This is a genomic window from Aeromonas caviae (genome assembly GCF_000819785.1).
Classification (GTDB): Bacteria; Pseudomonadota; Gammaproteobacteria; order Enterobacterales; family Aeromonadaceae; genus Aeromonas; species Aeromonas caviae.
Window position 1 is genome coordinate 1 of sequence record NZ_CDBK01000041.1, and the last position, 21310, is coordinate 21310.

At 60.4% G+C, this 21310-nt stretch carries 25 protein-coding genes and 1 other RNA gene; 11 read left to right on the top strand and 15 right to left on the bottom strand.

Going from position 1 to position 21310, the window contains the following annotated elements:
- Positions 1-118: 118 nt before the first annotated feature.
- The 11 genes from dagF to BN1120_RS05320 all read right to left on the bottom strand — a co-directional run bounded on the left by dagF (position 119) and on the right by BN1120_RS05320 (position 9074).
- The gene (gene dagF / locus BN1120_RS05270) at positions 119-859 is read right to left on the bottom strand and encodes a 2-dehydro-3-deoxy-phosphogluconate aldolase (RefSeq protein ID WP_042015054.1); all 741 of its coding nucleotides are present in this window, start codon (positions 857-859) and stop codon (positions 119-121) included.
- Positions 859-1974, bottom strand: a complete 1116-nt coding sequence (locus tag BN1120_RS05275) for a DgaE family pyridoxal phosphate-dependent ammonia lyase (protein ID WP_042015055.1) — start codon at positions 1972-1974, stop codon at positions 859-861. Before BN1120_RS05275 ends, dagF begins: the two co-directional genes overlap by 1 nt.
- Positions 1958-3097, bottom strand: coding sequence for an amidohydrolase/deacetylase family metallohydrolase (locus BN1120_RS05280; RefSeq protein ID WP_042015056.1), 1140 nt, complete (start codon positions 3095-3097; stop codon positions 1958-1960). The genes BN1120_RS05275 and BN1120_RS05280 overlap by 17 nt, the downstream gene beginning before the upstream one ends.
- Positions 3098-3239: 142 nt before the next feature.
- The gene (locus tag BN1120_RS05285) at positions 3240-3890 is read right to left on the bottom strand and encodes a DUF4310 family protein (RefSeq protein ID WP_041211843.1); all 651 of its coding nucleotides are present in this window, start codon (positions 3888-3890) and stop codon (positions 3240-3242) included.
- Positions 3891-3901: 11 nt separating this feature from the next.
- The gene (locus tag BN1120_RS05290) at positions 3902-4678 is read right to left on the bottom strand and encodes a DUF4311 domain-containing protein (protein ID WP_010675862.1); all 777 of its coding nucleotides are present in this window, start codon (positions 4676-4678) and stop codon (positions 3902-3904) included.
- A gap of 25 nt (positions 4679-4703) precedes the next feature.
- The gene (locus BN1120_RS05295; protein ID WP_041211841.1) at positions 4704-5000 is read right to left on the bottom strand and encodes a DUF4312 family protein; all 297 of its coding nucleotides are present in this window, start codon (positions 4998-5000) and stop codon (positions 4704-4706) included.
- Positions 5000-5365: an SFCGS family glycine-rich protein gene (locus BN1120_RS05300; protein ID WP_010675860.1), complete on the bottom strand. Its 366-nt coding sequence runs from the start codon at positions 5363-5365 to the stop codon at positions 5000-5002. The genes BN1120_RS05295 and BN1120_RS05300 overlap by 1 nt, the downstream gene beginning before the upstream one ends.
- Positions 5366-5728, bottom strand: a complete 363-nt coding sequence (locus BN1120_RS05305) for a transcriptional regulator (protein ID WP_010675859.1) — start codon at positions 5726-5728, stop codon at positions 5366-5368. It lies immediately after the preceding gene.
- 308 nt (positions 5729-6036) lie between these two features.
- On the bottom strand, positions 6037-7164 hold the full coding sequence (degS, locus tag BN1120_RS05310; protein ID WP_010675858.1) for an outer membrane-stress sensor serine endopeptidase DegS: 1128 nt from the start codon (positions 7162-7164) through the stop codon (positions 6037-6039).
- A gap of 89 nt (positions 7165-7253) precedes the next feature.
- Positions 7254-8612, bottom strand: coding sequence for a Do family serine endopeptidase (locus BN1120_RS05315; protein ID WP_042015057.1), 1359 nt, complete (start codon positions 8610-8612; stop codon positions 7254-7256).
- An 81-nt stretch (positions 8613-8693) separates the two neighbouring features.
- Positions 8694-9074, bottom strand: a complete 381-nt coding sequence (locus tag BN1120_RS05320) for a Z-ring associated ZapG family protein (RefSeq protein WP_010675856.1) — start codon at positions 9072-9074, stop codon at positions 8694-8696.
- 139 nt (positions 9075-9213) lie between these two features.
- On the opposite strand from BN1120_RS05320, the gene zapE reads away from it, so the two are divergent.
- The 8 genes from zapE (at position 9214) to BN1120_RS05360 (ending at position 15396) form a co-directional block, all read left to right on the top strand.
- The gene (gene zapE, locus BN1120_RS05325; RefSeq protein ID WP_042015058.1) at positions 9214-10308 is read left to right on the top strand and encodes a cell division protein ZapE; all 1095 of its coding nucleotides are present in this window, start codon (positions 9214-9216) and stop codon (positions 10306-10308) included.
- 266 nt (positions 10309-10574) lie between these two features.
- A complete protein-coding gene (gene rplM / locus BN1120_RS05330) occupies positions 10575-11003 on the top strand; it encodes a 50S ribosomal protein L13 (protein WP_005336289.1) in 429 nt (142 codons plus the stop codon).
- Between the two features lie 14 nt (positions 11004-11017).
- Positions 11018-11410, top strand: a complete 393-nt coding sequence (gene rpsI, locus BN1120_RS05335) for a 30S ribosomal protein S9 (RefSeq protein ID WP_005336286.1) — start codon at positions 11018-11020, stop codon at positions 11408-11410.
- A 299-nt stretch (positions 11411-11709) separates the two neighbouring features.
- Positions 11710-12300 carry a ubiquinol-cytochrome c reductase iron-sulfur subunit gene (gene petA / locus BN1120_RS05340; RefSeq protein WP_010675854.1) on the top strand — a complete coding sequence of 197 codons (591 nt, stop codon included), beginning with the start codon at positions 11710-11712 and terminating at the stop codon, positions 12298-12300.
- A gap of 2 nt (positions 12301-12302) precedes the next feature.
- The gene (locus BN1120_RS05345; protein WP_010675853.1) at positions 12303-13520 is read left to right on the top strand and encodes a cytochrome b; all 1218 of its coding nucleotides are present in this window, start codon (positions 12303-12305) and stop codon (positions 13518-13520) included.
- Positions 13517-14251 carry a cytochrome c1 gene (locus BN1120_RS05350; RefSeq protein ID WP_042015061.1) on the top strand — a complete coding sequence of 245 codons (735 nt, stop codon included), beginning with the start codon at positions 13517-13519 and terminating at the stop codon, positions 14249-14251. The genes BN1120_RS05345 and BN1120_RS05350 overlap by 4 nt, the downstream gene beginning before the upstream one ends.
- Before the next feature lie 87 nt (positions 14252-14338).
- Complete coding sequence (gene sspA, locus BN1120_RS05355) at positions 14339-14968, top strand: stringent starvation protein SspA (RefSeq protein WP_039040485.1); 630 nt, start codon at positions 14339-14341, stop codon at positions 14966-14968.
- Positions 14965-15396, top strand: a complete 432-nt coding sequence (locus BN1120_RS05360) for a ClpXP protease specificity-enhancing factor (protein ID WP_042015062.1) — start codon at positions 14965-14967, stop codon at positions 15394-15396. Before sspA ends, BN1120_RS05360 begins: the two co-directional genes overlap by 4 nt.
- 43 nt (positions 15397-15439) lie before the next feature.
- Here the strand turns inward: BN1120_RS05360 and dolP are convergent, their stop codons facing one another.
- The 4 genes from dolP to BN1120_RS05380 are packed head-to-tail and all read right to left on the bottom strand — an operon-like array spanning position 15440 to position 18726.
- Positions 15440-16018, bottom strand: a complete 579-nt coding sequence (gene dolP / locus BN1120_RS05365; RefSeq protein WP_010675849.1) for a division/outer membrane stress-associated lipid-binding lipoprotein — start codon at positions 16016-16018, stop codon at positions 15440-15442.
- A gap of 4 nt (positions 16019-16022) precedes the next feature.
- Positions 16023-16613 (bottom strand): D-sedoheptulose-7-phosphate isomerase, encoded by a 591-nt coding sequence (locus tag BN1120_RS05370; RefSeq protein ID WP_010675848.1) that lies wholly within the window; start codon positions 16611-16613, stop codon positions 16023-16025.
- A gap of 9 nt (positions 16614-16622) precedes the next feature.
- On the bottom strand, positions 16623-17027 hold the full coding sequence (locus BN1120_RS05375) for a YraN family protein (protein WP_456300928.1): 405 nt from the start codon (positions 17025-17027) through the stop codon (positions 16623-16625).
- Entirely contained in the window at positions 16936-18726 is a 1791-nt protein-coding gene (locus BN1120_RS05380) for a penicillin-binding protein activator (protein WP_042015063.1), read from the bottom strand. Before BN1120_RS05380 ends, BN1120_RS05375 begins: the two co-directional genes overlap by 92 nt.
- A 199-nt stretch (positions 18727-18925) precedes the next feature.
- On the opposite strand from BN1120_RS05380, the gene rsmI reads away from it, so the two are divergent.
- The 3 genes from rsmI (at position 18926) to lfiM (ending at position 21303) form a co-directional block, all read left to right on the top strand.
- A complete protein-coding gene (rsmI, locus tag BN1120_RS05385; RefSeq protein WP_039040488.1) occupies positions 18926-19759 on the top strand; it encodes a 16S rRNA (cytidine(1402)-2'-O)-methyltransferase in 834 nt (277 codons plus the stop codon).
- Between the two features lie 62 nt (positions 19760-19821).
- Positions 19822-20208: RNase P RNA component class A (rnpB, locus tag BN1120_RS20415), an RNA gene on the top strand.
- Between the two features lie 219 nt (positions 20209-20427).
- Positions 20428-21303 (top strand): lateral flagellar motor switch protein LfiM, encoded by an 876-nt coding sequence (gene lfiM / locus BN1120_RS05390; protein WP_167418736.1) that lies wholly within the window; start codon positions 20428-20430, stop codon positions 21301-21303.
- Positions 21304-21310: the final 7 nt, after the last annotated feature.

Here is a 21310-nt window from a genome sequence, read left to right on the forward strand (position 1 = left end):
GGGCAGCTTGGTCATGAGGGGGTGGGGACTCCTGTCGCGCATGGTGGGTCGATGTTAACAAGGGGGTCATTAACAAGCCAGGCACCGCCCAGTGATCGGACCGGTGCCTGTGGGGTTGCTATGCCAGCAGTGCCTTCACCATGGCGAGGAGGGTACGCACATCCTCCGGCCGGGTCTGGCCGCTCTCGCTGTCGATGATGGAGCTGTAGACATGGGGGATCACCTTCTCGACTCCTGCCTCCAGCGCGATCCGCACTATCTCCTCGAAGTTCTCAAGATCGATACCGCCGGTGGGCTCCAGCCAGAAGCCGTGGCGGGCACAGGCCTCGGCCACTGCCTGATACTCGGCGCGGCAGGCGAGTCCCCCCATGGGGAAGAATTTGACCGAGCTGCCGCCCATGTCTTTGAGCAGGGCAATGGCGGTATCGATGGGGACGATGCCATCGGGCTGCTGACTACTGAGGGGGCCGGTGGAGATCTTCACCATCCCCGGCGTGCCGGTGGGGGAGACAAGGCCATTGACCAGGGTGTCAGCTTGACCGAGCTGCGCCCGGCTGGCCCCGACCCCGGTGAACACCTGATTGACGTGCTGGGGCTGCAGCTGGCGGGCCAGCTCGGCCACCATGGCGGACTGGCGCGGATCACCTGCTCCCAGCCCGATGGAGAGGGCGTTGTCGATAAGCTTGGCGTAGGCCAGCATGTCGGCGACGGCAGAGGGAATGTCCGGGTAGTTCTTGGAGAGCACACCGACCAGTACGTGGCCCTCGGCAGCCTCATAAATGTCGACGGCATTCTCTTTGGAACCAGCCAGCACGTTGAGGCAGACCCGATCGCTGTAGTAATTGGGGGTAAGAGACATCAGTTGTTCTCCTGAACGAGGTGGGCAATGGCGGAGTGGATCTGGTCGAGCTGGGGCAGGGTGACGCTGCGCACGTCTATCTCGATGTGCCCCTCGTTGGCCTTGTAGCCGCGGCAGTAGATGGCAGGCGTGCCCTGTTGCAGACGGGAGACCACTTCCACCGTGGTCATGCCGATCTGCTGGTGGTCGAAGGCGATGTCGGTGCGGGCGATGTCGCGCCCCGCGCTGTCCCACACCACCTTGGCGGTGACGCCGGGCAGCTGGTTGAGGCGCTCGATGAAGGGGGTCATCTTGGCGACCATGGCGGCGCCGCTCTCCTTCTCTTTGGCCAGGTAGCGCTCGATGGCGTGGGTCAGGCCGAGGATCCCCTCCTTGCCCACCTTCATGGCACGGCCTATGCCGCCAGCCTGCTGCTTGACCCACTCCACATACTGACGTCTGCCGAGTACCAGGCCGCTGGTGGGCCCTTCGATGGCCTTGGCGCCGCTGTAGATGACCAGATCCGCACCCTGGTTGTAGTAGAGACGCAGATCCTCTTCGGCCGCTGCATCGACGATGAGCGGGATCCCGTGGGCCTTGGCCACCTCGGCCGCCTCGGCCACCGACAGAATGCTCTTCTGCACGCAGTGGTGGGACTTGATGTAGAGGATGGCGGCGGTATTGGCATGGATGGCGGCGGCCAGCTGGGCGGGTGAGCACTCGTTGGCGTAGCCTGCCTCCACCACCCTGCCGCCCCCCAGGTTGACCATGGTGCCGACGGGGGCACCAAAGTTCACGTTGTGGCCCTTGGGCAGCACGATGTCGCTCGGCACGTCGTGAGCATGAGCATGCAACTGCTCGAGACGATAGGGGTCGCCGCGCACGATGACGGCGGCCACCGACTGGGCGATGCCGGCGCTGGCGCAGGAGACCACCACCGCATCATCAACGCCCAGCAGATCGGCCAGGTAGGCGCCGGTCTTGTTGACCAGATCCTTCACCTCAAAGTAGTGGCCGAGGCCGAAGTTGACCGCATCGACCACCTCTTGCTCGGGGGTGGATACGCCGAGGATGGTCATGCGCCCGGAGGCGTTGATCACCGGTTTGAGCCGGTATTTCTCATACACAGAAGGCATGGTGTGATTTCCCGTAGTGAGTCAGAACCAGTTCGCCGCCCACCAGGGCGGCGAGAGGGAGCAGTTGCCGGTCACCGTTGCGGGCGCCGGCCTCGGTATCGGTAAAGAGAGTGGGGCCGCAGCTCACCTCGAACAGGGTGATGTCTGCATCGGCGCCCACCTCGAGTCGCCCCTTGCCGGGCAGGCGCAGGGCATCAGCGGCCTGGTGAGTGACGCAGGCGAGCACCTGCTCCAGGGTCATGCCGATGGCGAAGAACTTCGACATCACGTGGGCAAGGCTGTAGACGGGCCCCTTGATGCGGTTCTTGCAGTAGATGTCTGAACTGATGGTGTGGGGCAGGATGCCCTGGGCAATGGCCAGCTCCGCCACTTCGAAGCTGAAGCTGGCGCCACCGTGGCCGATGTCGAGCAAGAGCCCCCGCCGCATCGCCTCGCGCACCGCCTGGCGCAGTTCACCCGCCGGGGTCAGGATGCGGTTGGGCTTGCCGTTGAAGCAGTGGGTCAGCAGATCGCCATCCCCCAGCAGGGCGACGATCTCGTCCAGATCCGGCGGCGTGTTGCCCACGTGCACCATCAGTGGCAAGTTGCCATTGGCCTGCTGGATCTGCTTGGCCATGCGCAGGGGTTGCAGACCGCTTTCACCCACCACGCTGCCGCTCATGCGTGCCTTGATGCCGACGATGAAGCCGGGATGGCGCCGGATGGCCGCCTGGGCGAGGGCGGGATCGATGTCTGCCGGATCCGCCAGCTCGTTCTGGCGCAGCAGACCGATGCGGGAGATGTTGAGCAGGGCGTGCACCCGGGTCTTGCAGTCGGCGGCGAGACGCTGGAAGTCGTCCACGTCGTCGGCTCCGGTGCTGCCGGCGTCGATGACGGTGGTGACGCCGGATTCCACGCCCACCTTGTCCGGCTCATCGTGATAGAGGGGGGAGGCGGGGTAGCAGTGGGTGTGGCCGTCAATCCAGCCGGCGCTCACATGGACCTGCCCGTCCAGAGTGAGGGTTTGCTTCGCCACCGTGCTCTCTGGCAGCGAACCCAGCGCCGCTATCTTGCCATGCTTGATGGCGACGTCGACGAGCTGCCCGTTTCCCAGGCGTCCCGCCCTGATGATCGTGTCGTACATGCTGATATCCCTCTTGTAACCTGCTTGCGCTCTTACTGCGAGACCGCTTCCAAGGCTCATGTGTTGCTCTTCACCTTGCTGACGACCTCTCGCGACAGAGCGCAAACAGGTTCTTGAATGCCGCCCAAGAGACGGCCTTGGATTAAGCCAGGGCGATGGGGAAGAAGGTCCCGAACAGCATGGCCCCCAGAATGGCACCGCCCGTGATGGGCTTCTCCCAGATGTAGAACAGCAGGGCACCCAGCAGGGAGCCTATCCCGATGGGAATGGAGGCGCCCATGGCGGAGAGGATGATGAGGGGACCGAGGAAGCGGCCCGAGCTGTTGCCAGCCCCCATCATGACGTCTGCGCCGTAGGTGGAGTTGCTCTGGTTGATGGTGAACTTGCGCGCCAGGATGATCACGTAGCCGATGGCCATCCCAATCCCCATGCCGGTGATCAGGGAAGCGGTGAAATTTTCCACCGGATAGACGATGCCGGCCCCCAGCAGCAGGGCGGGCACCCCGAGGCCGACTCCGGTCTGGATGGCGCCGCCGATGTCGAGGATGCCCACCAGGGAGCCCTCGATGATGCGGGCGAACAGGAAGCTGGCACCGAAGGCGGCGACTGCACCATAGGCCCCCGTGTCCATACCGGCCTTTAGCATGGCAACGAAGGCCACCTCGTTGAAGGCGCCGACCCCGTAGAGGTAGAACATGTGGGTACCGGCGAAGACGCCGGAAGAGAGCAGACCGACAAAGATGGGGAAGGACCAGTCGGCATACCAGAAGTTGTTTCTCAGTTTCTCATCCATGGTGTGCTTCCTTATTTGCCGCTCATGAGGTTATGGACGTTTTCCAGCCACAGGGGAACGCCCAGGTGGAAGGATTCAATGAGTTTCATGTCAAAGCCGCGGAAGAAGCCGCTCAGCACGAACAACAGGACGATGGCACTCATCATCACCTTGGTGACGTGGTTCCAGCCGCTCTCCTCCACCCCCTTGCCGATCAGGATGCCAAGCACCAGGCCCGGTACCGCGTTGCCCATGATGAGCTGGGCCAGACCGCCGAAGATGGTGGCCCAGAAGCCGGACTTCTTGCCTGCCTCGATGGCGGCCAGCCAGAAGATCACCGGCATGACGGTGTTGACCAGCAGGTTGGCGGCGGGCACCAACACCTTGACCGCGGTGACCTGCAGGGCGGCTGGCACGGCGGCGGCCGTGCTGTTGAGGAAGGCGACGACGATGGCACCTATGATGCCGCAGGCGATGGCCATCTTCTTCGGGTCATGGAGGGTGGTGGCGAGATCCCGGTTCTTGATCATCAGGGCCGCTGCACCCCAGTTCGGCAGGATGCGGTGATCCACGTCCTGAGTGAAGGCGCCGGCCGCGACCGTGGAGGCCCAGGCGTTGAAGAAGAAGCCCAGACCGAACGAGAAGTGGGAGGCGGGGTCCCCTTCGCAGGAGTTGAGTTCGCCCAGGGTGCGGAACGCGCCCATCCCCTGCACGGTCGGGGCGTGGAACATCCGCGCCGCGCCAGCCCCCACCCCGACGCCTACCAGGCCGCCGATGATGAGTGACTTCATCAAAATGATTAGAAACATCCAACTTGTCCTTTTGGTTGTGGGGTCAGGCCCGGGTGAAATCCACCTTGTCGACATCCAGGCTGGTGACCTTGACGGTGATCGCCAGCCGGACCCGGAACTCATGGCGCTGGCGTGGCAGGAAGAAGAACAGGAACTTCTCCACCCGTACCGACTCCTCGGCCTCGAGCACCTCGACCTCGAGGGGTTCGATGCGCAGCATCACCTTGGGGCTCTCCTTGAGCAGGCTGGGTTGCACCTGGCTGAGGGCGGCGGCGAACGCCTGCTGGCGAGTCGCCCCCTTGCCGTTGACCGTGATCCGGGTGGTGAAGTGCTCTTTCATCAGGCGCGTCCGTGTTTCTTGGCGAAGGCTTCGATCAGCTTCTGGCCCAGCTCTTCCTTGTCCATGAAGCCGAAGCCCAGTACCACGCACCCCTCGTTGATGGCGGTGACACCCTCCTCGATGGATCGCATGCCGTAGCGGCACTTGTAGCCGTACTTGGTCTGGGCCGTGATGGCGCCCGCGCCACCGCTGCCGCAGAAAGAGATGCCAAGGTCGGCCTGCTCCTTGTTCATCACATCACCGAGCTTCATGTCGGCGGCCATGCCGGGGATGACGGTCACGGTGGCGCCGGCGGCTTCTGCGCCTGCCCCCACTTTCTGACCCTTGCCGAGACGATCTCCAATCACGAGTTTGATGGCAGTCATTTAGCTTTCTCCTTTTACTGAGCTGAGTTCGTTTTCTTTGGCCACCTCAAAATGGACGGACAAGAGGTGCGCCTCCTCGTAGGCGAGGCGGTCGAGCCAGGCGACGACCTGCTCTGCCAGGCGCAGGGAGAGGGGGGAGATCTCCTCGAACAGGCTGAGGTCGACCTCCGGCAGGGACTCCCCGCTGTAGGAGCGCCACACCATGGCCTTGACGTGGGAGGCCAGCATCTGTTGCTGCACGTCGTTGGGGCGTATGCCCTGATCCGCCAGCAGGTTGTGAATGCGGGCCAGGGTCAGGTCGGTCTTGCGCAGCAGTGCCGGGCTGTCCGGGGTCAGGGGGGCGTCATGGGTGTCGGTATTCAAGGTCTGCTCTCCAGGCTGGCAGAAAGGATGAGATCACCATAAAGCGGAGGAGAGTGCGGGAGGAGGCAGGTTTTTTCCGATTCGAAGTGGAAATTCGGAGGGAAAGGCATCCAAAGAAGCCCTTTTGGCGATCAAGGAGAGGAAAGGAGCGGACTGGCGGCAAGGGAGTGTGATCGGTGGCGCGTTTTGACGGCGTCTTCGCCCGATTGCTCATTGGCGCAATGTGTGAGCTGTCTCACGCACAGGTGGGAGCCGGAGGAAAGCGGGCACAAAAAAGGGCCCTGTCGGGCCCTGCGAGGATCCGCCCCTCAGGTGGCGGGTGCCGCACTGCTGGTCGGCAGGGTCTGATTCTGGTAGCGCAGGTCCTCTTCGATGATGACATCGACGTCCAGCGGCTTGCCGTTGCGGATCACCGAGATGGTGAGCTTGGTGCCGGGGCGGCTCTCGACGATCTTGTCCATGACGGGACGCACGCCGGTGATGGCCTCTCCGTTGATCTTGAGCAGCACATCCCCACGTTTGAGACCGGCCTTGGTGGCTGGGCCATTGGGATCCAGGCTCTCCACCACCAACCCCTGCAAGTCCCCCAGGTTCAGCATGCGCGCGACGATGGGATTGATCTCGACGCTGGAGATGCCGAGGTAGCCGCGGATGACCCGACCGTTGGCGATCAGCTCGTCCATGATGCGCTTGGCCAGCTTGTAGGGGATGGCAAAACTGATGCCATAGCTCTCCTGATTGCCGTTGAGGTGGTAGGCGGCGGTATTGATACCCACCAGATCGCCACGGCCATTGACCAGGGCGCCTCCGGAGTTGCCCTCGTTGATGGCGGCATCGGTTTGCAGCAGATCCTGTCTGCCATTGCTGTCCGGCCCCATGCTGGAGAGGCCGATACGCCCGGTGGCGCTGATGATGCCCTGGGTGATGGTCTGGCCGACGTTGTAGGGGTTGCCGATGGCGAGCACCACGTCTCCCACGTCCGGCAGACGATCCGGGTCCTGCGGGATCACCGGCAGGTTGTCCGATTCGATGTAGAGCACCGCCAAATCGGTCAGTTTGTCGGTGCCGACCAGCTCTGCACTGAATACCCGGCCATCTTGCAGGGCGACGATGATCTGGTCCGCATCGGCGATGACGTGATAGTTGGTGAGCACGTGACCGCGCTGGTTCATGATGACGCCGGAGCCCAGCCCCTGGGGTCTGAGTTCGGCTTTTTCACCGCGATTGCCGGCGAAGCTGCGGGTGTAGATGTTGACGACGGCAGGGCCGGCACGATGGGCCGCGTAGGAGAAGCTCAGCTCGCGGGCATTGGTGATGAGGCCCGGCAGGGGGGCGCCGCCACGAAAATTGGGGAACACCAGCAACAAAAGCGCAGCCATGGCGAGGCCAAAGCCGACGGACTTGCCCAAGTAGCTGATCAGAGGTGGGATTTTCATGTCTTTCTCGTCCGTGCAGGCTGCGGGCAGAGAATAACATTATCGATGGATAAAAATCACCCGCGGCGGTTGCCGCGGGTGTGAGGGGCTTAACGGATCACCAAATAGAGCGAGGAGTCACCGCGCTGGATGTTTAGCGCCAGGACTTCCGGCTTGTTTTTCAACACCTTGGTCAGTTCACCCATGGAGTTGATGCGCTGGCGGTTGACCCCGATGATGATGTCGCCCTTTTGCAGGCCGGAGGCGGCTGCCGGTGAGCGGGGATCGATGTCGGAGACGGCCACGCCGGTCACGGGGTCCGTGGTGGTGCTCAGCTTGGCTCCTTCCAGTGCCGGATGCAGGGCGCTGGCCAGGATCTCGCTGTCATCCGCCTTCTTCAGGGTGACCTTGACGGTCTGCTCCTTGCCGTCACGGATGAGGCCGAGCGAGACCTGCTTGTCGGCCCCCATGGTGGCGATCTTGGCACGCAGCTCGCCGAAGGAGCGGATGGGCTTGCCATCGATGCTGATGATGATGTCGCCTGCCTTGATGCCTGCCTTGGCGGCGGCGGAGTCAGGCATGACCTGGTTGACGAAGGCACCGTCCTTCTTGTTGTAGCCGAAGGTCTTGGCGATTTCGCTGGTGAGCTCGGTGCCGGTAATCCCCAGCTGGCCACGGCGCACTTCGCCGTATTTCACGATCTGCTCGGAGAGATCGCGCACCATGTTGGACGGGATGGCAAAGCCGATGCCGATGTTGCCGCCGTTGGGGCCCAGGATGGCGGTGTTGATGCCGATCAGCTCCCCGCGCAGGTTGAGCAGGGCGCCGCCCGAGTTGCCGGAGTTGATGGCCGCATCGGTCTGGATGAAGTTCTCCAGATTTTCGATGTTGAGGCCGCTGCGACCCAGGGCGCTGACAATGCCGGAGGTGACGGTCTGGCCCAGGCCGAACGGGTTGCCGATGGCCAGCGCGTAGTCACCGACTCTCAGCTCGTCGGAGTCGGCGAACTTGATCTGCACCAGATCCTCGGCCTTGATTTGCAGCAGGGCGATATCCGACTGTTTGTCTTCCCCTATTTTCTTGGCTGCATACTCACGGCCATCCTTCAGGTTGACCTTGATCTCGTCCGCCTCGTGGACCACGTGGGCATTGGTGATCACGTAGCCTTTCTTGGCATCGATGATGACGCCGGAACCAAGCGCCTGGAAGGGCTGCTCGCTCACCTGCTCGTCAGGCATGTTGGGGCCGAAGAAGAAGCGGAATTGTTCCGGCAGGCGCTGGCGGGTGATCTTCTTGCCAGAGACGGAGATGTTGACCACGGCAGGGGTCACCTGCTCGAGGACGGGGGCCAGGCTCGGCATCTCCTGGTTGTTCGCCATCAGGGGCAGTGCGGCCTGCGCCGGTGCTGAGGACATGGCGATACCGACACTGAGGGCTAAGACACTGAATACAGAAAGAGATTTACGCATATGAGAAACAGCTCCCAGAAAAAGTTGCAGTGCAATCGTCAAGGTCTGACCACGATAAAGCGTAATTAGTTCAACCGACGATCAGCCCGGCTGCTTGAGCAGGCCGGATGCACCGGCGTAATCGCGAGGAGGAAGGCCCGGCTCTTCGCTGTTGGCGGCATCGCCTGTTTCTTCCACTTCGGGTTCGCGGAACAGTGGTTCCTGTACCTTGGCCAGGAACTTGCTCTGTTCCGCCATGTGGCGATAAAGGGTCTGGTACTGTTCGGCCAGTTGTTCCATCAGGGCTGCGCTGTCGGCGAAGTGGGTGGTGATCTGCCCCTGGTAGCTTTCCAGCTCCTTGTGGGCTTTTTTCAGCTCCTGTTCCAGGCGTCCGGCATCCCGGCTACGGACAGAGAAGCGGCCGATCAGCACGCCGATGATCAGGGCGGCGATCGCCAGCAGGATCCCGTTAAACAGAGTCATAGAAGCTCCTTGTTACAGCTAACACGATGAATTTGAAGCGGTCGGATGGACCGCAACGCCTCGTTGGCACTATACCGTGCCCCCCGAGAGCGTGATACCATTTTGTCCCTCATTCAGGGACTTGGAGGCGGTTTACAGGATGACCCCGCAGCAAAAATATCAGCAGGATTTGCAGCGCCCCGGCTTTGTGGCCGATCCGGCCCAGGCCATGGCAGTCGCCCGCCTGGAGCGACTCTATCAGGATCTGTGCGCAAGCCCGACTCCGACCAGATCCCGTGGCCTGCTGGGTTGGCTGCAAAAGCCGAAAACCCGTGACCCCGTCCAGGGGTTATATATGTGGGGTGGTGTGGGCAGAGGCAAGACCTGGCTGATGGATACTTTTTTTGAGAGCCTGCCGGGGGGGCGCAAACTGCGCATCCACTTCCACCGTTTCATGCACCGTGTGCACGACGAGCTCAAAGGGCTGACCGGTCAGTCCGATCCGCTCAAGCTGATCGCCCGCAAGCTGGCCGACGAGACCGACGTCATCTGCTTCGACGAGTTTTTCGTCTCGGATATCACGGATGCCATGCTGCTCGGCACTCTGTTCCAGGAACTCTTTGGCCATGGCGTGGTGCTGGTGGCCACATCCAACATTCCCCCTCAGGATCTCTACCGCAACGGGTTGCAGCGTGCTCGCTTCCTGCCTGCCATCGCGCTTATCGAGCGTCACTGCGAGGTGATCAATGTCGATGGCGGTGTCGATTACCGGCTGCGAACCCTTGAACAGGCAGAGATCTATCACTTCCCGCTGGATGAGCAGGCCAGGAGCAACCTGGATCGTTATTTCAGCCAGTTGACCGGGATTGGGCAGGTGACTGCCGCCGCACTGGAAGTCAACCATCGCCAACTGAGTGCGCTGGGCGTAGGGGAAGGGGTGCTTTATATGGAGTTTGAACAGCTGTGCTGTACTCCACGCTCCCAGGGCGACTACATCGAACTGGCCCGTGAGTTCCACACTGTCCTGCTGGCCAATGTGCAACCCATGGGCAGCGGCACGGATGACGCGGCCCGCCGCTTCATCGCCATGGTGGACGAGTTTTATGAGCGGCATGTAAAGCTCATCATATCGGCGGCGGTCCCCATGACCGGGCTCTATGGCGAAGGCCTGCTGAATTTCGAATTCAAGCGTTGCCTTTCACGGCTTCAGGAGATGCAATCGCACGAATACCTTGCCAGAGTGCACCTTCCTTAGTCACAATACCGCGCCTGCCAGTCGGATGGGCATCTGCGGCAGGTAGGGCCGGGCGACATTTGCTAGCTTCATGGCAGTGAAATTAGCAGGTGATATTTAAGGCAACTTCACTTATAATCGCCCGGCCCACGTTACAGCTGTCGATAAGACAGCAACACTTTAAGCTTTACTTGTATTCGAAGGGGTACAGGTAGGCCATCGTTTGTTGTTTGTGGGAGAGCCCCCATAAGCAATTGGGTCTGTAACAGGTAATTGGGTTTAACTTAATGAAAACTTTCGTTGCCAAGCCAGAAACCGTAAAACGTGACTGGTACATTGTGGACGCAGAAGGTAAAACTCTGGGTCGTATCGCAACCGAGATCGCTGCTCGTCTGCGTGGTAAGCACAAAGCCGAGTACACTCCGCACGTTGACACCGGTGACTACATCATCGTTGTAAACGCTGAGAAGGTACACGTAACCGGTAAGAAATTTACCGACAAAATGTACCACGCTCACTCCGGTTTCCCGGGTGGTATCAAGTCCATCAGCTTCGACAAGCTGATTCAGCGTAAGCCGGAAATGGTAATCGAAGCTGCCGTCAAGGGCATGCTGCCGAAGGGTCCGCTGGGCCGTGCCATGTTCCGTAAGCTGAAAGTTTACGCAGGCGCAGAGCACGCTCATGCTGCTCAGCAACCTCAAGTACTGGATATCTAACGGGAACTGGCAACATGGCAGAAAATCAATACTACGGTACCGGCCGTCGCAAAAGCTCCACTGCTCGCGTATTCATCAAAGCGGGTAGCGGTAAAATCGTAATCAACCAGCGCTCCCTGGAGCAATACTTCGGCCGTCCGACTGCCCGCATGGTAGTTCGTCAGCCGCTGGAACTGGTCGAGATGACCGAGAAACTGGATCTGTACATCACCGTTAACGGTGGTGGCATCTCCGGTCAAGCTGGTGCGATCCGCCACGGTATCACTCGTGCTCTGATGCAGTACGACGAGACCCTGCGTTCCGAACTGCGTAAAGCTGGCTTTGTTACTCGTGATGCCCGTAAGGTTGAGCGTAAGAAAGTCGGTCTGCACAAAGCGCGTAAGCGTCCGCAGTACTCCAAGCGTTAATTCGCTTTTGGTACGCACTCTCAGGAGTGTCAAAAAAGCCTGGCAATTTGCCAGGCTTTTTTTATTGGTAATGTTACATGTGACAATGCTAAGCATACGTCACAAAAGACAAAAAATTGTGTATTTATTGTTTTTGCCCATCGACTCCCTTTCTTGTCAAATTGTTATCTTTTCTTTAAAATTTCCATGGTCTTTCTGTGTCAATTGCCACTCCGCTTCCATTGCAGTTGTCAGAGGGAGAGGAGAAGTAAACAGGGACACTATAAGAATGAGCGGAGTCCACATGGGAGAGTTTTTGGATGAGCAATGCGCCAGTTGATACCGGTCGCCGCAGATTTCTTACCTGGTCAACGGTTGCCGTTGGCGGTGTAGGAGCTGCTTTTACCGCAGTGCCGTTTATTAAGTCATGGAATCCGAGTGCCAAAGCCAAGGCGGCAGGCGCCCCGGTTGAAGTGGATATCAGCAAGCTGGAGCCGGGTCAGCTAATCCGCGTCGAGTGGCGCGGTAAACCGGTCTGGGTGGTGAAGCGCACCAAGCAGACGCTGGATGCTCTGGCTGCACACGATGACAAGCTGCGGGATCCTGCGTCAGACGAGCCACAGCAACCGGACTATGCCCACAATGGCTACAGATCCATCAAACCGGAAATCTTCGTGGCCGTTGGCATCTGCACTCATCTGGGATGCTCCCCTTCCTATTTGCCCGACAGCTTCGGCGAGCAGGTTCAAGGGGTAACTTCCGGCTTCTTCTGCCCCTGCCATGGCTCCAAATTCGACATGGCTGGTCGAGTGTTCCAGGGCGTCCCCGCACCGCTGAACCTGGTCATTCCGCCATACCAATTTCTTAGCGACACCACCATTCTGGTTGGTGCCGATGGCAAGGAGGCCTGACCATGTTTGCCAAACTCATGGGCTGGATCGATGATCGTTTCCCGCTCACGGCCATGTACAACGACCATATGGCCAAGTATCCGGCGCCCAAGAACCTGAACTTCTGGTACTTCTTCGGCTCGCTTGCCATGTTGGTGCTGGTCAACCAGATCATCACCGGCATCTGGCTGACCATGAACTACAACCCTTCGGCGGAAGGTGCCTTCGCTTCCGTGGAATACATCATGCGGGATGTGGATTATGGCTGGCTGCTGCGTTATATGCACTCCACCGGGGCATCCGCCTTCTTCATCGTGGTTTACCTGCACATGTTCCGCGGCATGATCTACGGCTCTTACCAGAAGCCACGGGAACTGCTGTGGATCTTCGGCATGCTGATCTTCCTGGTGCTGATGGCCGAGGCCTTCATGGGTTACCTGCTGCCCTGGGGGCAGATGTCGTTCTGGGGGGCCCAGGTCATCATCTCGCTGTTCGGTGCCATCCCCGTTATCGGTGACGATCTGACCCTGTGGATCCGGGGGGACTATGTCATCTCGGGTGCGACCCTGAACCGCTTCTTTGCGCTGCACGTCATCGCTCTGCCGCTGGTACTGGTGATGCTGGTGGCCATGCATATCCTGGCGCTGCACGAAGTGGGCTCCAACAATCCCGATGGCATCGACATCAAGAAGCACAAGGACGAGAACGGCTGGCCACTGGATGCGGTCGCGTTCCACCCCTATTTCACCGTGAAGGACATGATCGGGGTAGCCGGTTTCCTGTTCTTCTTCTGTGCCATCATCTTCTTCAAACCGGACATGTGGGGCTATTTCCTCGAGAAACCGAACTTTGAGGTGGCCAATGGCCTGAAGACACCGGCGCATATCGCCCCGGTCTGGTACTTCACCCCCTTCTACGCCATCCTGCGTGCGGTGCCTGACAAGTTGCTGGGGGTCATCATGATGGGCCTCTCCATCGTGGTGCTGTTCCTGTTGCCCTGGCTGGATCGCTGCAAGGTGCGCTCGGTGCGTTACCGCAGCACCCTGCACAAGCTGAACATCGCCCAGTTCGTGGTCTGCTTCATTATCCTGGGGGTGCTGGGCGTGCTGCCATCAACCCCGACCCTGACGCTGATTGCACAGCTCTGTACTCTGGGTTATTTCGGATTCTTCGTCCTGTTGTTCTTCTACAGCAAGAATGAGAACACCAAGCCGCTGCCGGAGAGGGTGACATTCAAATGAAAAGAATAATTTTTGCAGTGCTGGCCCTGCTGCCTGGTCTGGTGTTTGCCTCTGGCGGTGGCTTCCCTCTCGACAAGGCGGAGTACGATCTGAGTGACAAGGCATCCCTGCAACGGGGGGCCGCCACCTTCATGAACTACTGTGCCGGCTGTCACTCCACCCAGTACCAGCGTTATAACCGGGTGGCGGCCGACATCGGCATTCCGGACGATCTGATGAAGGAGAACCTGGTCTTCACCGGTGCAAAGATCGGCGATCTGATGAAGAGCGCCATGTCCGAGAAGGATGCTGCGCGCTGGTTCGGCGCGCCGCCCCCCGACCTGACCCTGGTTGCCCGGGTGCGTGGTGCAGACTGGATCTACACCTATCTGCGATCCTTCTACGTGGACGAGACCCGTCCATTCGGGGTGAACAACGCCGTCTTCCCGTCCGTGGGTATGCCCCATGTGCTGGAGCCGTTGCAGGGGACGCCCCGCGCCGAGTTCGAGACGCACACCCTGGATGGCGTGGAGATGCAGCAAGTCGTCAGCATCAAATCTGACGGCAACGGTGAAATGAACAACGAAGAATATGATCAGACGGTACTGGATCTGGTAAACTTCTTGGTCTACTCGGCTGAGCCGGTGCAGCAGGAGCGCGAACGCATGGGCTTCTGGGTACTCGGATTCATCGCTATCTTCTTCATCTTCACTGTGCTGTTGAAGAAGGAATTCTGGCGCGACGTTCACTAAGCGACCAGATCGGAGTAATATGACGCACGGCAATGAAGACAGACATGCTTCATTGCCGTTTCTGCTTTTTAATGACGGGAGGGTTCAATGGCTGTAGCTGCCAATAAGCGTTCGGTAATGACGCTGTTTTCCGGTGCCAACGATATGTTCAGCCATCAGGTGCGTATTGTCCTGGCGGAGAAGGGTGTTAGCGTGGATATCTGCCAGGTTGATCCTGCCAACCTGCCGGATGAGCTGGCCGAGCTGAACCCGTACAACACTGTACCGACTCTGGTGGATCGCGAGCTGGCGTTGTACACCTCGCGCATCATCATGGAGTATCTGGACGAGCGTTTCCCGCATCCGCCCCTGATGCCGGTTTATCCGGTCGCGCGCGGCAACAGCCGTCTGATGATGCACCGCATCGAGCTGGACTGGTACTCTCTGGCCGACAAGATCATGGCGGGCACCGATACCGAAGCCGCCCGTGCCGAGTTGCGCGACAACCTGCTGGCCATCGCTCCCATCTTCGGCGAGATGCCCTACTTCATGAGCGAAGAGTTCGGTCTGGTCGACTGCTACATGGCGCCGTTGCTGTGGCGTCTGCCGAGCCTGGGCATCGATTTCACCGGCCGTGGCGCCAAAGAGCTGAAGGCTTACATGGTACGCCTGTTCGAGCGTGAATCCTTCCAGGCTTCCCTGACCGAGGCCGAGCGCGAGATCCGTGCCGGCGTATGAGCATGGAACCGACAATGACACCCAGTCGCCCGTATCTGCTGCGGGCGTTTTTTGACTGGTTGCTGGATAACGATCTGACTCCCCATCTTGTGGTCAATGCCAACATTCCCCATGTGATGGTACCGATGCAGTTCGTGCAGGATGGCCAGATTGTTCTGAACATCGCCCCCCGGGCCGTGGGCCAGTTCCACATGGACAATGACGCTGTCAGCTTCAGCGCCCGTTTCGGTGGCGTATCGCAGCAGGTCTATATCCCCATGGCGGCCGTACTGGCCATCCATGCCAGGGAGAACGGAGTGGGCACCCTGTTCCCGCCGGAGCCCGGGTATGACCTCTGGCTGGAACAGGCACAGACACCCACGCCGGTTGACCCCGAGCCGGAACCACCGCGCCCGAGCGGTCGCCCGACCCTGAAAGTCATCAAATAAAAAACGCAGCCTGAAGGCTGCGTTTTTTCATCCTGCCAGATGGTCAATTCTGGGCAAACTCGAAGGCTTTGATCACCTGCTTAACGCCGCTGACGTGGCGGGCGATTTCTACGGCCTGATCCCCTTCCTGGCGGGTGACCAACCCAATGAGGAACACCTCGCCATTCTCGGTGACAACCTTCACCTTGGCGCTGTCGAAGTTCTTGGTGCCCAGCATGTCGGCCCGCACCTTGGAGGTGATCCAGGTGTCATTGCTGCGCACGCCGATACTGACTGGTTTGCCAAGGCGCAGCTCGTTGTAGACATGGCGAACCCCTTCAATCCGGCTCACGATTCTGCCCGCTTCCTGTTTGTAAGCGTCAGAGGGTGTCTGACCCACCAGCAGCACACGGCCGTTGTTGCTGTAGACACTGATCTTGCTGGCGGCGCTCAGGGGCTTGTTGTCGGCCAACAGGTTGGCGGCTTTCAGCTCTATGGTCTGATCGTCCCACTGGGCACCCAGGGTGCGGCGATCGCCGCTCGCTTTGGCGGTGCCAGCCGCGCCACCGACCACCACGGCAGCACAGCCTTGCAGCAGCAGGACGCCGGTCAGCAGGGCAAGAGCGAGAATAGGCTTCTTCATGGTTTCAGTCTTCCTGTTGCGGGAAAAGTGTCTGGTCGATGAGATCACAGAGACAGTGCAGGGTCAACAGGTTCACTTCCAGAATACGAGGACGGCGAGCGGAAGGAACGCGGATCTCCACGTCATTGGGGCCCAGCAGACCGGCGATCTCTCCCCCGTCTCCGCCACCGAGAACAATGATGGTCATGTCGCGGGAGAGGGCGGCCTCCGCGGCTTTGATCAGGCTGCGGCTGTTGCCTGTCGTGGTGATGACCACCAGGATGTCGCCTGGTTGTCCCAGAGCTCGGATCTGCTTGGCATAGACCTCCTCGAAACCGTGATCCGTGGCGATGGCGCTGATGGTCGCCATGTCGGGCGTCAGGGCGAGACCGGGCAGGGAGGGGCGAGGAGTTTCATAGCAGTTCACCAACTCGGAAATAAATAGCTGTGCCAATGCCGAGGAGGGACCATTGCCACATGCCATCACCTTGTGGCCATTGAGCAGGCAGATGGTCAGCATCTGGGCTGCCGTATGGATGGCATCCGGCAGTGCTTCGGCGGCGGCTATCTTGGTCTGGATGCTTTCGGTGTAATTCTCTTTGATGGGATCAGTCATGGGGTCCTCTTAAAACGCGTTCTGGATCCAGTCCGGCTGGTCGCCCTCGAACGCGATCACATCGAATCGACAGGCCTGGTTGGCCTCATTGATGGCATGTTGCTTGAAATAGTGGCGCGCGGCCAGCACGATCTTGTGCTGCTTGCGCCGGGTGACCGAGCTGGCTGCACCGCCATGAGTGGCGTTGGCGCGATATCTCACTTCAACGAACACCAGGGTCTCCCCCTGGCGCATGATGAGATCGATCTCGCCGCCACGGCAGCGGTAGTTGCGGGTAACGGGTTGCAGGCCTCGTGCCTGCAACCAGCGTTCCGCTATTTGCTCAAAGTGTTGTCCCTTGCTCGTCGCTGCCGGCGGCAACAGGTTCAACCACTGCTGGTGAAGTTGTGTCAGTAGCCTCTTCATGAGTCGCATCCTCCAGCTGGGGGGCGGCGCTGTCGCTGACCAGCTTGCCATTCTGGTAGGTGGCCCAGTCCAGCATGCGCACTATGTTGCCCTGGGGATCCACGCTCAGCTGGCCGCTCATGCCGGGTTGCTGCATGGCATTGACCTTGCGCATTTGCGGCAGGTTGCCTGCCAGGCTGACGGCATCGTAACCGAGGGCGAACAGGCGCAGCAGGTCGCCCTGGGTCTGGGGCCAGAGCAGGGCAATCTGTTCACGCTGCGTCTCGAAGCCACCCAGCAGCAGTGGCATGTCGGAGATATGCATACCGTTGAGCTCGGATGCTACCTCGGTCGTCCCGCCGTCGTATCCCCGCGAGCTGCTGTAGATGGGCAGGCTGCCCATGGGATTGACCGAGATGTCCACATAGGGCTTGATCATCCGGGTCTCCAGGCTGTTGGCCACCACATAGACGGCGTCGATGCTGCGCGGCGCAGCATCGGACAGCTGGACAATCTCCCCGGCTCGAGCCGTGGAACGGCCGCTCAGAGCGTTCTTGACCATGCCCTGCACTTCGTTGCGCGCCCCGAAGGTGGCAACCACGGGCTTCTCCTGGCTGACGCCGGCCCAGGCCTGCTCAAACGCCTTGATACTGCTGTAGCCAATCCGGCCTTGTGCCGCGATCAGCAGCGGCTTGCGATAGCCCTGACCATAGAGGTACTGGGCCGCCTGGCTCGCATCGGCAGCGGCGGAGAGCGAGAAATAGAAGGTATTGTCGTTGACGATTGGCTTGTCCAGCTCGTTGAGCGCCAGCACCGGCACGGTCGGACTCGACTTGAGCAGCTCCTCCACCTGATCCTTGAGCAGGGGGCCGATGATCATGTTGGCCCCTTCCTGAATGGCCTGCTTGTAGAGGTCCCCCATCGCCTTGCCCTGGGTATCATAGAAGTTCAGGGTGAACTGGCTCTGATTTTCTTTGTAGGACATCAACATGCCGTTGCGGATGGCGGCGCCCTGGGCTTCCAGGTTGCCGGAGAGCGGCAGGAAGACGGCGATCTGCTGCAGCGAACCGTTGTCCGTAGTAGCGAGATCCCCAAGGCCGGCCGGCATGTCGCTCTGGGCAGGGTGGTTAGGGAAGCTCTGCTTCCAGCCAGCAAGCTGGCGGGCCAGCTGGCTCGGCTGTGCCCCGAATTCGTTCACCAGCGCAGCAAGACGCAGCCAGCCGGTGGTCACATCGGGAGCTGGCTCCTCTTCGAGCGCCTGCAGGGTGGAGGGGGTCATGCTTTTCAGCAGTGACCAGATCTGCTGGTGATTGGTGGCCAGCTCATTCTTGGCCAGATAAGGTTCCAGCAGAATCAGCGACTTGGCCGCACCAAACTTGTTGTTGATGTCGAGCTGCAGCACCACGCGCTGGCGGTACCAGTCCTTCTGGGTATCGGCATCCAGCACCACATCCGGCTTGCCTTCCAGCAGGATCAGCGCCTGGTTGGCGTTGCCCTGGGCGAGCAGCAGGTGTGCCTGCAGCAGTTGCAACTGCGCCTGCTGCACCGGGCTCTTCGCCTGCTTCTGCAACTGCTGATACAGGGCGGCAGCCGGTTTGGCCTGGCCGAGCGCCAGATAGCTGCGCGCCGCCATCATCTGCCACACGAAGGCCTCTGCCGGTTTGGCGGGATCCACCTGCTCCAGATACCACTGGGCATTCTTGGTCAGATCCGAGAAGGCTGACGGCATGCCGGGTTGTCCGGAAGATTGATTGGGCTCCGACGCACAGGCGGCGAGCAGGACTGCCGCGAGTAGGATGCCGAAGAGTCGTGATACACTTAGCTGCTTTATAACCCGGTTCAAGTTCATTCCCCGACCAGTGTTGAAATTCTCCATAGTGTAAACGGGCCAATATGGCGACACAATTGTCGGGACACTCGGAGCTCCCATGAGTGACATCCCAACCCTGTATATAGTCCCCACTCCGATCGGCAATCTGGCCGACATCACCCAGCGAGCACTGGACGTGCTGCGCAGCGTCGATCTGGTGGCCGCCGAGGATACCCGGCATACCGGGATCCTGCTCAGCCACTACCAGATCTCGGTATCGACCTTTGCCCTGCACGATCACAACGAGCAGCAAAAGGCGGATGTGCTGATCGCCCGCATCAAGGAGGGCAAGAGCGTGGCCCTGGTCTCCGATGCGGGGACGCCGCTCATCAGCGACCCCGGTTATCACCTGGTCACCCGTTGTCGCGAAGCCGGGGTCAAGGTGGTGCCGCTGCCCGGTCCCTGCGCCGCCATCACGGCGCTGTCCGCCGCCGGGCTGCCCACCGACCGCTTCGCCTTCGAGGGTTTCCTGCCGGCCAAGGCCAAGGGGCGGGATGATCGCCTGCAAGCCGTCATCGAAGACACCCGCTCTCTGGTGTTCTACGAATCGCCGCGCCGGGTGCAGGATACCGTGGAAGCGATTGCTCGCATCCTTGGCGAGCGCCAGGTGGTGGTGTGCCGCGAGCTAACCAAGACCTTCGAGTCCATCCACGGTCTGCCCGCCTCCGAGATGCTGGCCTGGCTCGGAGAGGACGATAACCGTTGCCGCGGGGAGATCGTGCTGGTGGTCGCCGGTGCCAGCAAGGTGGATGACGAGTTGCCTGCGGAGGCGATCCGCACCCTGGGCCTGCTGGTCAGCGAGCTGCCCCTCAAGAAGGCTGCAGCCCTCACCGCCGAGATCCACGGGGTGAAGAAGAACGCCCTCTACAAATACGGTCTTGAGCACTATTAATTGCCGTAAACCGGAATTGACGGTTTACCCCGTCCGTCTCGCGAGGCTATAATCCGCGCCTCGGAGTTGGCTGGGCAATCGCTGCTTCGTCGTTGTGTCCCTCGGGACAGACGGGCGGAGGGGAGGAAAGTCCGGGCTTCACAGGGCAGGGTGCCAGGTAACGCCTGGGGGGCGCGAGTCTACGACCAGTGCAACAGAGAGCAGACCGCCGATGGCCCGCAAGGGATCAGGTAAGGGTGAAAGGGTGCGGTAAGAGCGCACCGCGCGACTGGCAACAGTTCGTGGCACGGTAAACTCCACCCGAAGCAAGACCAAATAGGCCCCTATTGGCGCGGCCCGCGTTGGGGGCGGGTAGGTTGCTTGAGCCAGCGAGCGATTGCTGGCCTAGAGGAATGATTGCTACCCGGGGCAACCCGGTACAGAACCCGGCTTACAGGCCGACTCCGACCTCTTTCTGGTAAGTGATTACCTCGAAATCCCGGCACCTTTTGGTGCCGGGATTTTTATTTTCGGCTGGTCACGCGGTCGCGTGGCGCCTTTTGGGGTTTTGTAATAAAGTTCTCGCCCCTTTCGGTCGCTCTGTGTCGTCTGGGCTATCGGTATCGATCATGGAGCCGGCATGTCTCCATGCAGCAGGACGAGATGAAAATGGCAAAGGTGGATTTGTAATGTCATCAAGCGGCGTAATGCACACCCCTTCCCGGTTGATCTGTGCCGAGCGGGGCAAAGCCCTGCCTCAATATGACTTGCTGGGGGTCGAGAGGGCCAATCAGGCCCGTCTCAGGCAACTCAACACCCAACTGAGCGTCTTTTCCCAGCAGGCGTCGGGCTGCATGGCCCAGTTGTTCAATGCGGCGGATTGCGATCTGGGTTACCAGGACTTTTCTTCTGCGTTGCCGCAAGAGGAGGATGATCATCAGGTCTGGGTCGAAGCCCGTACTCCTCTGGATGCCCAGCGTGTCGCCTTTTTCTCCATCTCTCCTGCGGTCATCTATCGGCTTGCCGTGCTGTTTTTCGGCGGCACTCTGCAACACAAGGGGGCCACGGCACCCCATGGCAGGGGATTGACCGACACCGAACAGCGACTGCTGCTGCGGCTGTGCCAGTACCAGGTGGAAATCTGGTCGACCTGTCAAGGTCAGGGAGACCTCTCCTGGCAGTTGAATCTGATCTCCCGGGAGGCCCTGCCCGCAGGCCCGCTCTGGAAGGCGCAGGCCAGTATGCTGGCCGGTGGCAGCCAGCACGATTGGCAGTTCTGGCTGGCGCCCCCCGAAGAGGCGCCCGGTATCGCTGAAGGTCAGCGTGTGCAGGTGGCGCAACTGGAGGAGGCGCTGATCCAGGTGCCGGTGCGGCTGCGGGTAGTCATGGGGCAGATGTCCATGACGCTGGCGGATCTCGAATGCCTCAAGGTGGGAGATGTGCTCTCGCTGGATTTACCCGAGGTGGTGCCGGCCCTGATCGGCCAGCGCCCCTGTTTCAATGGACGCATTGCCGAGCATAAAGGCAGCCTGGTGTACCAGGTCGCAACAGTGGTAGAGGAGTAGTCGAATC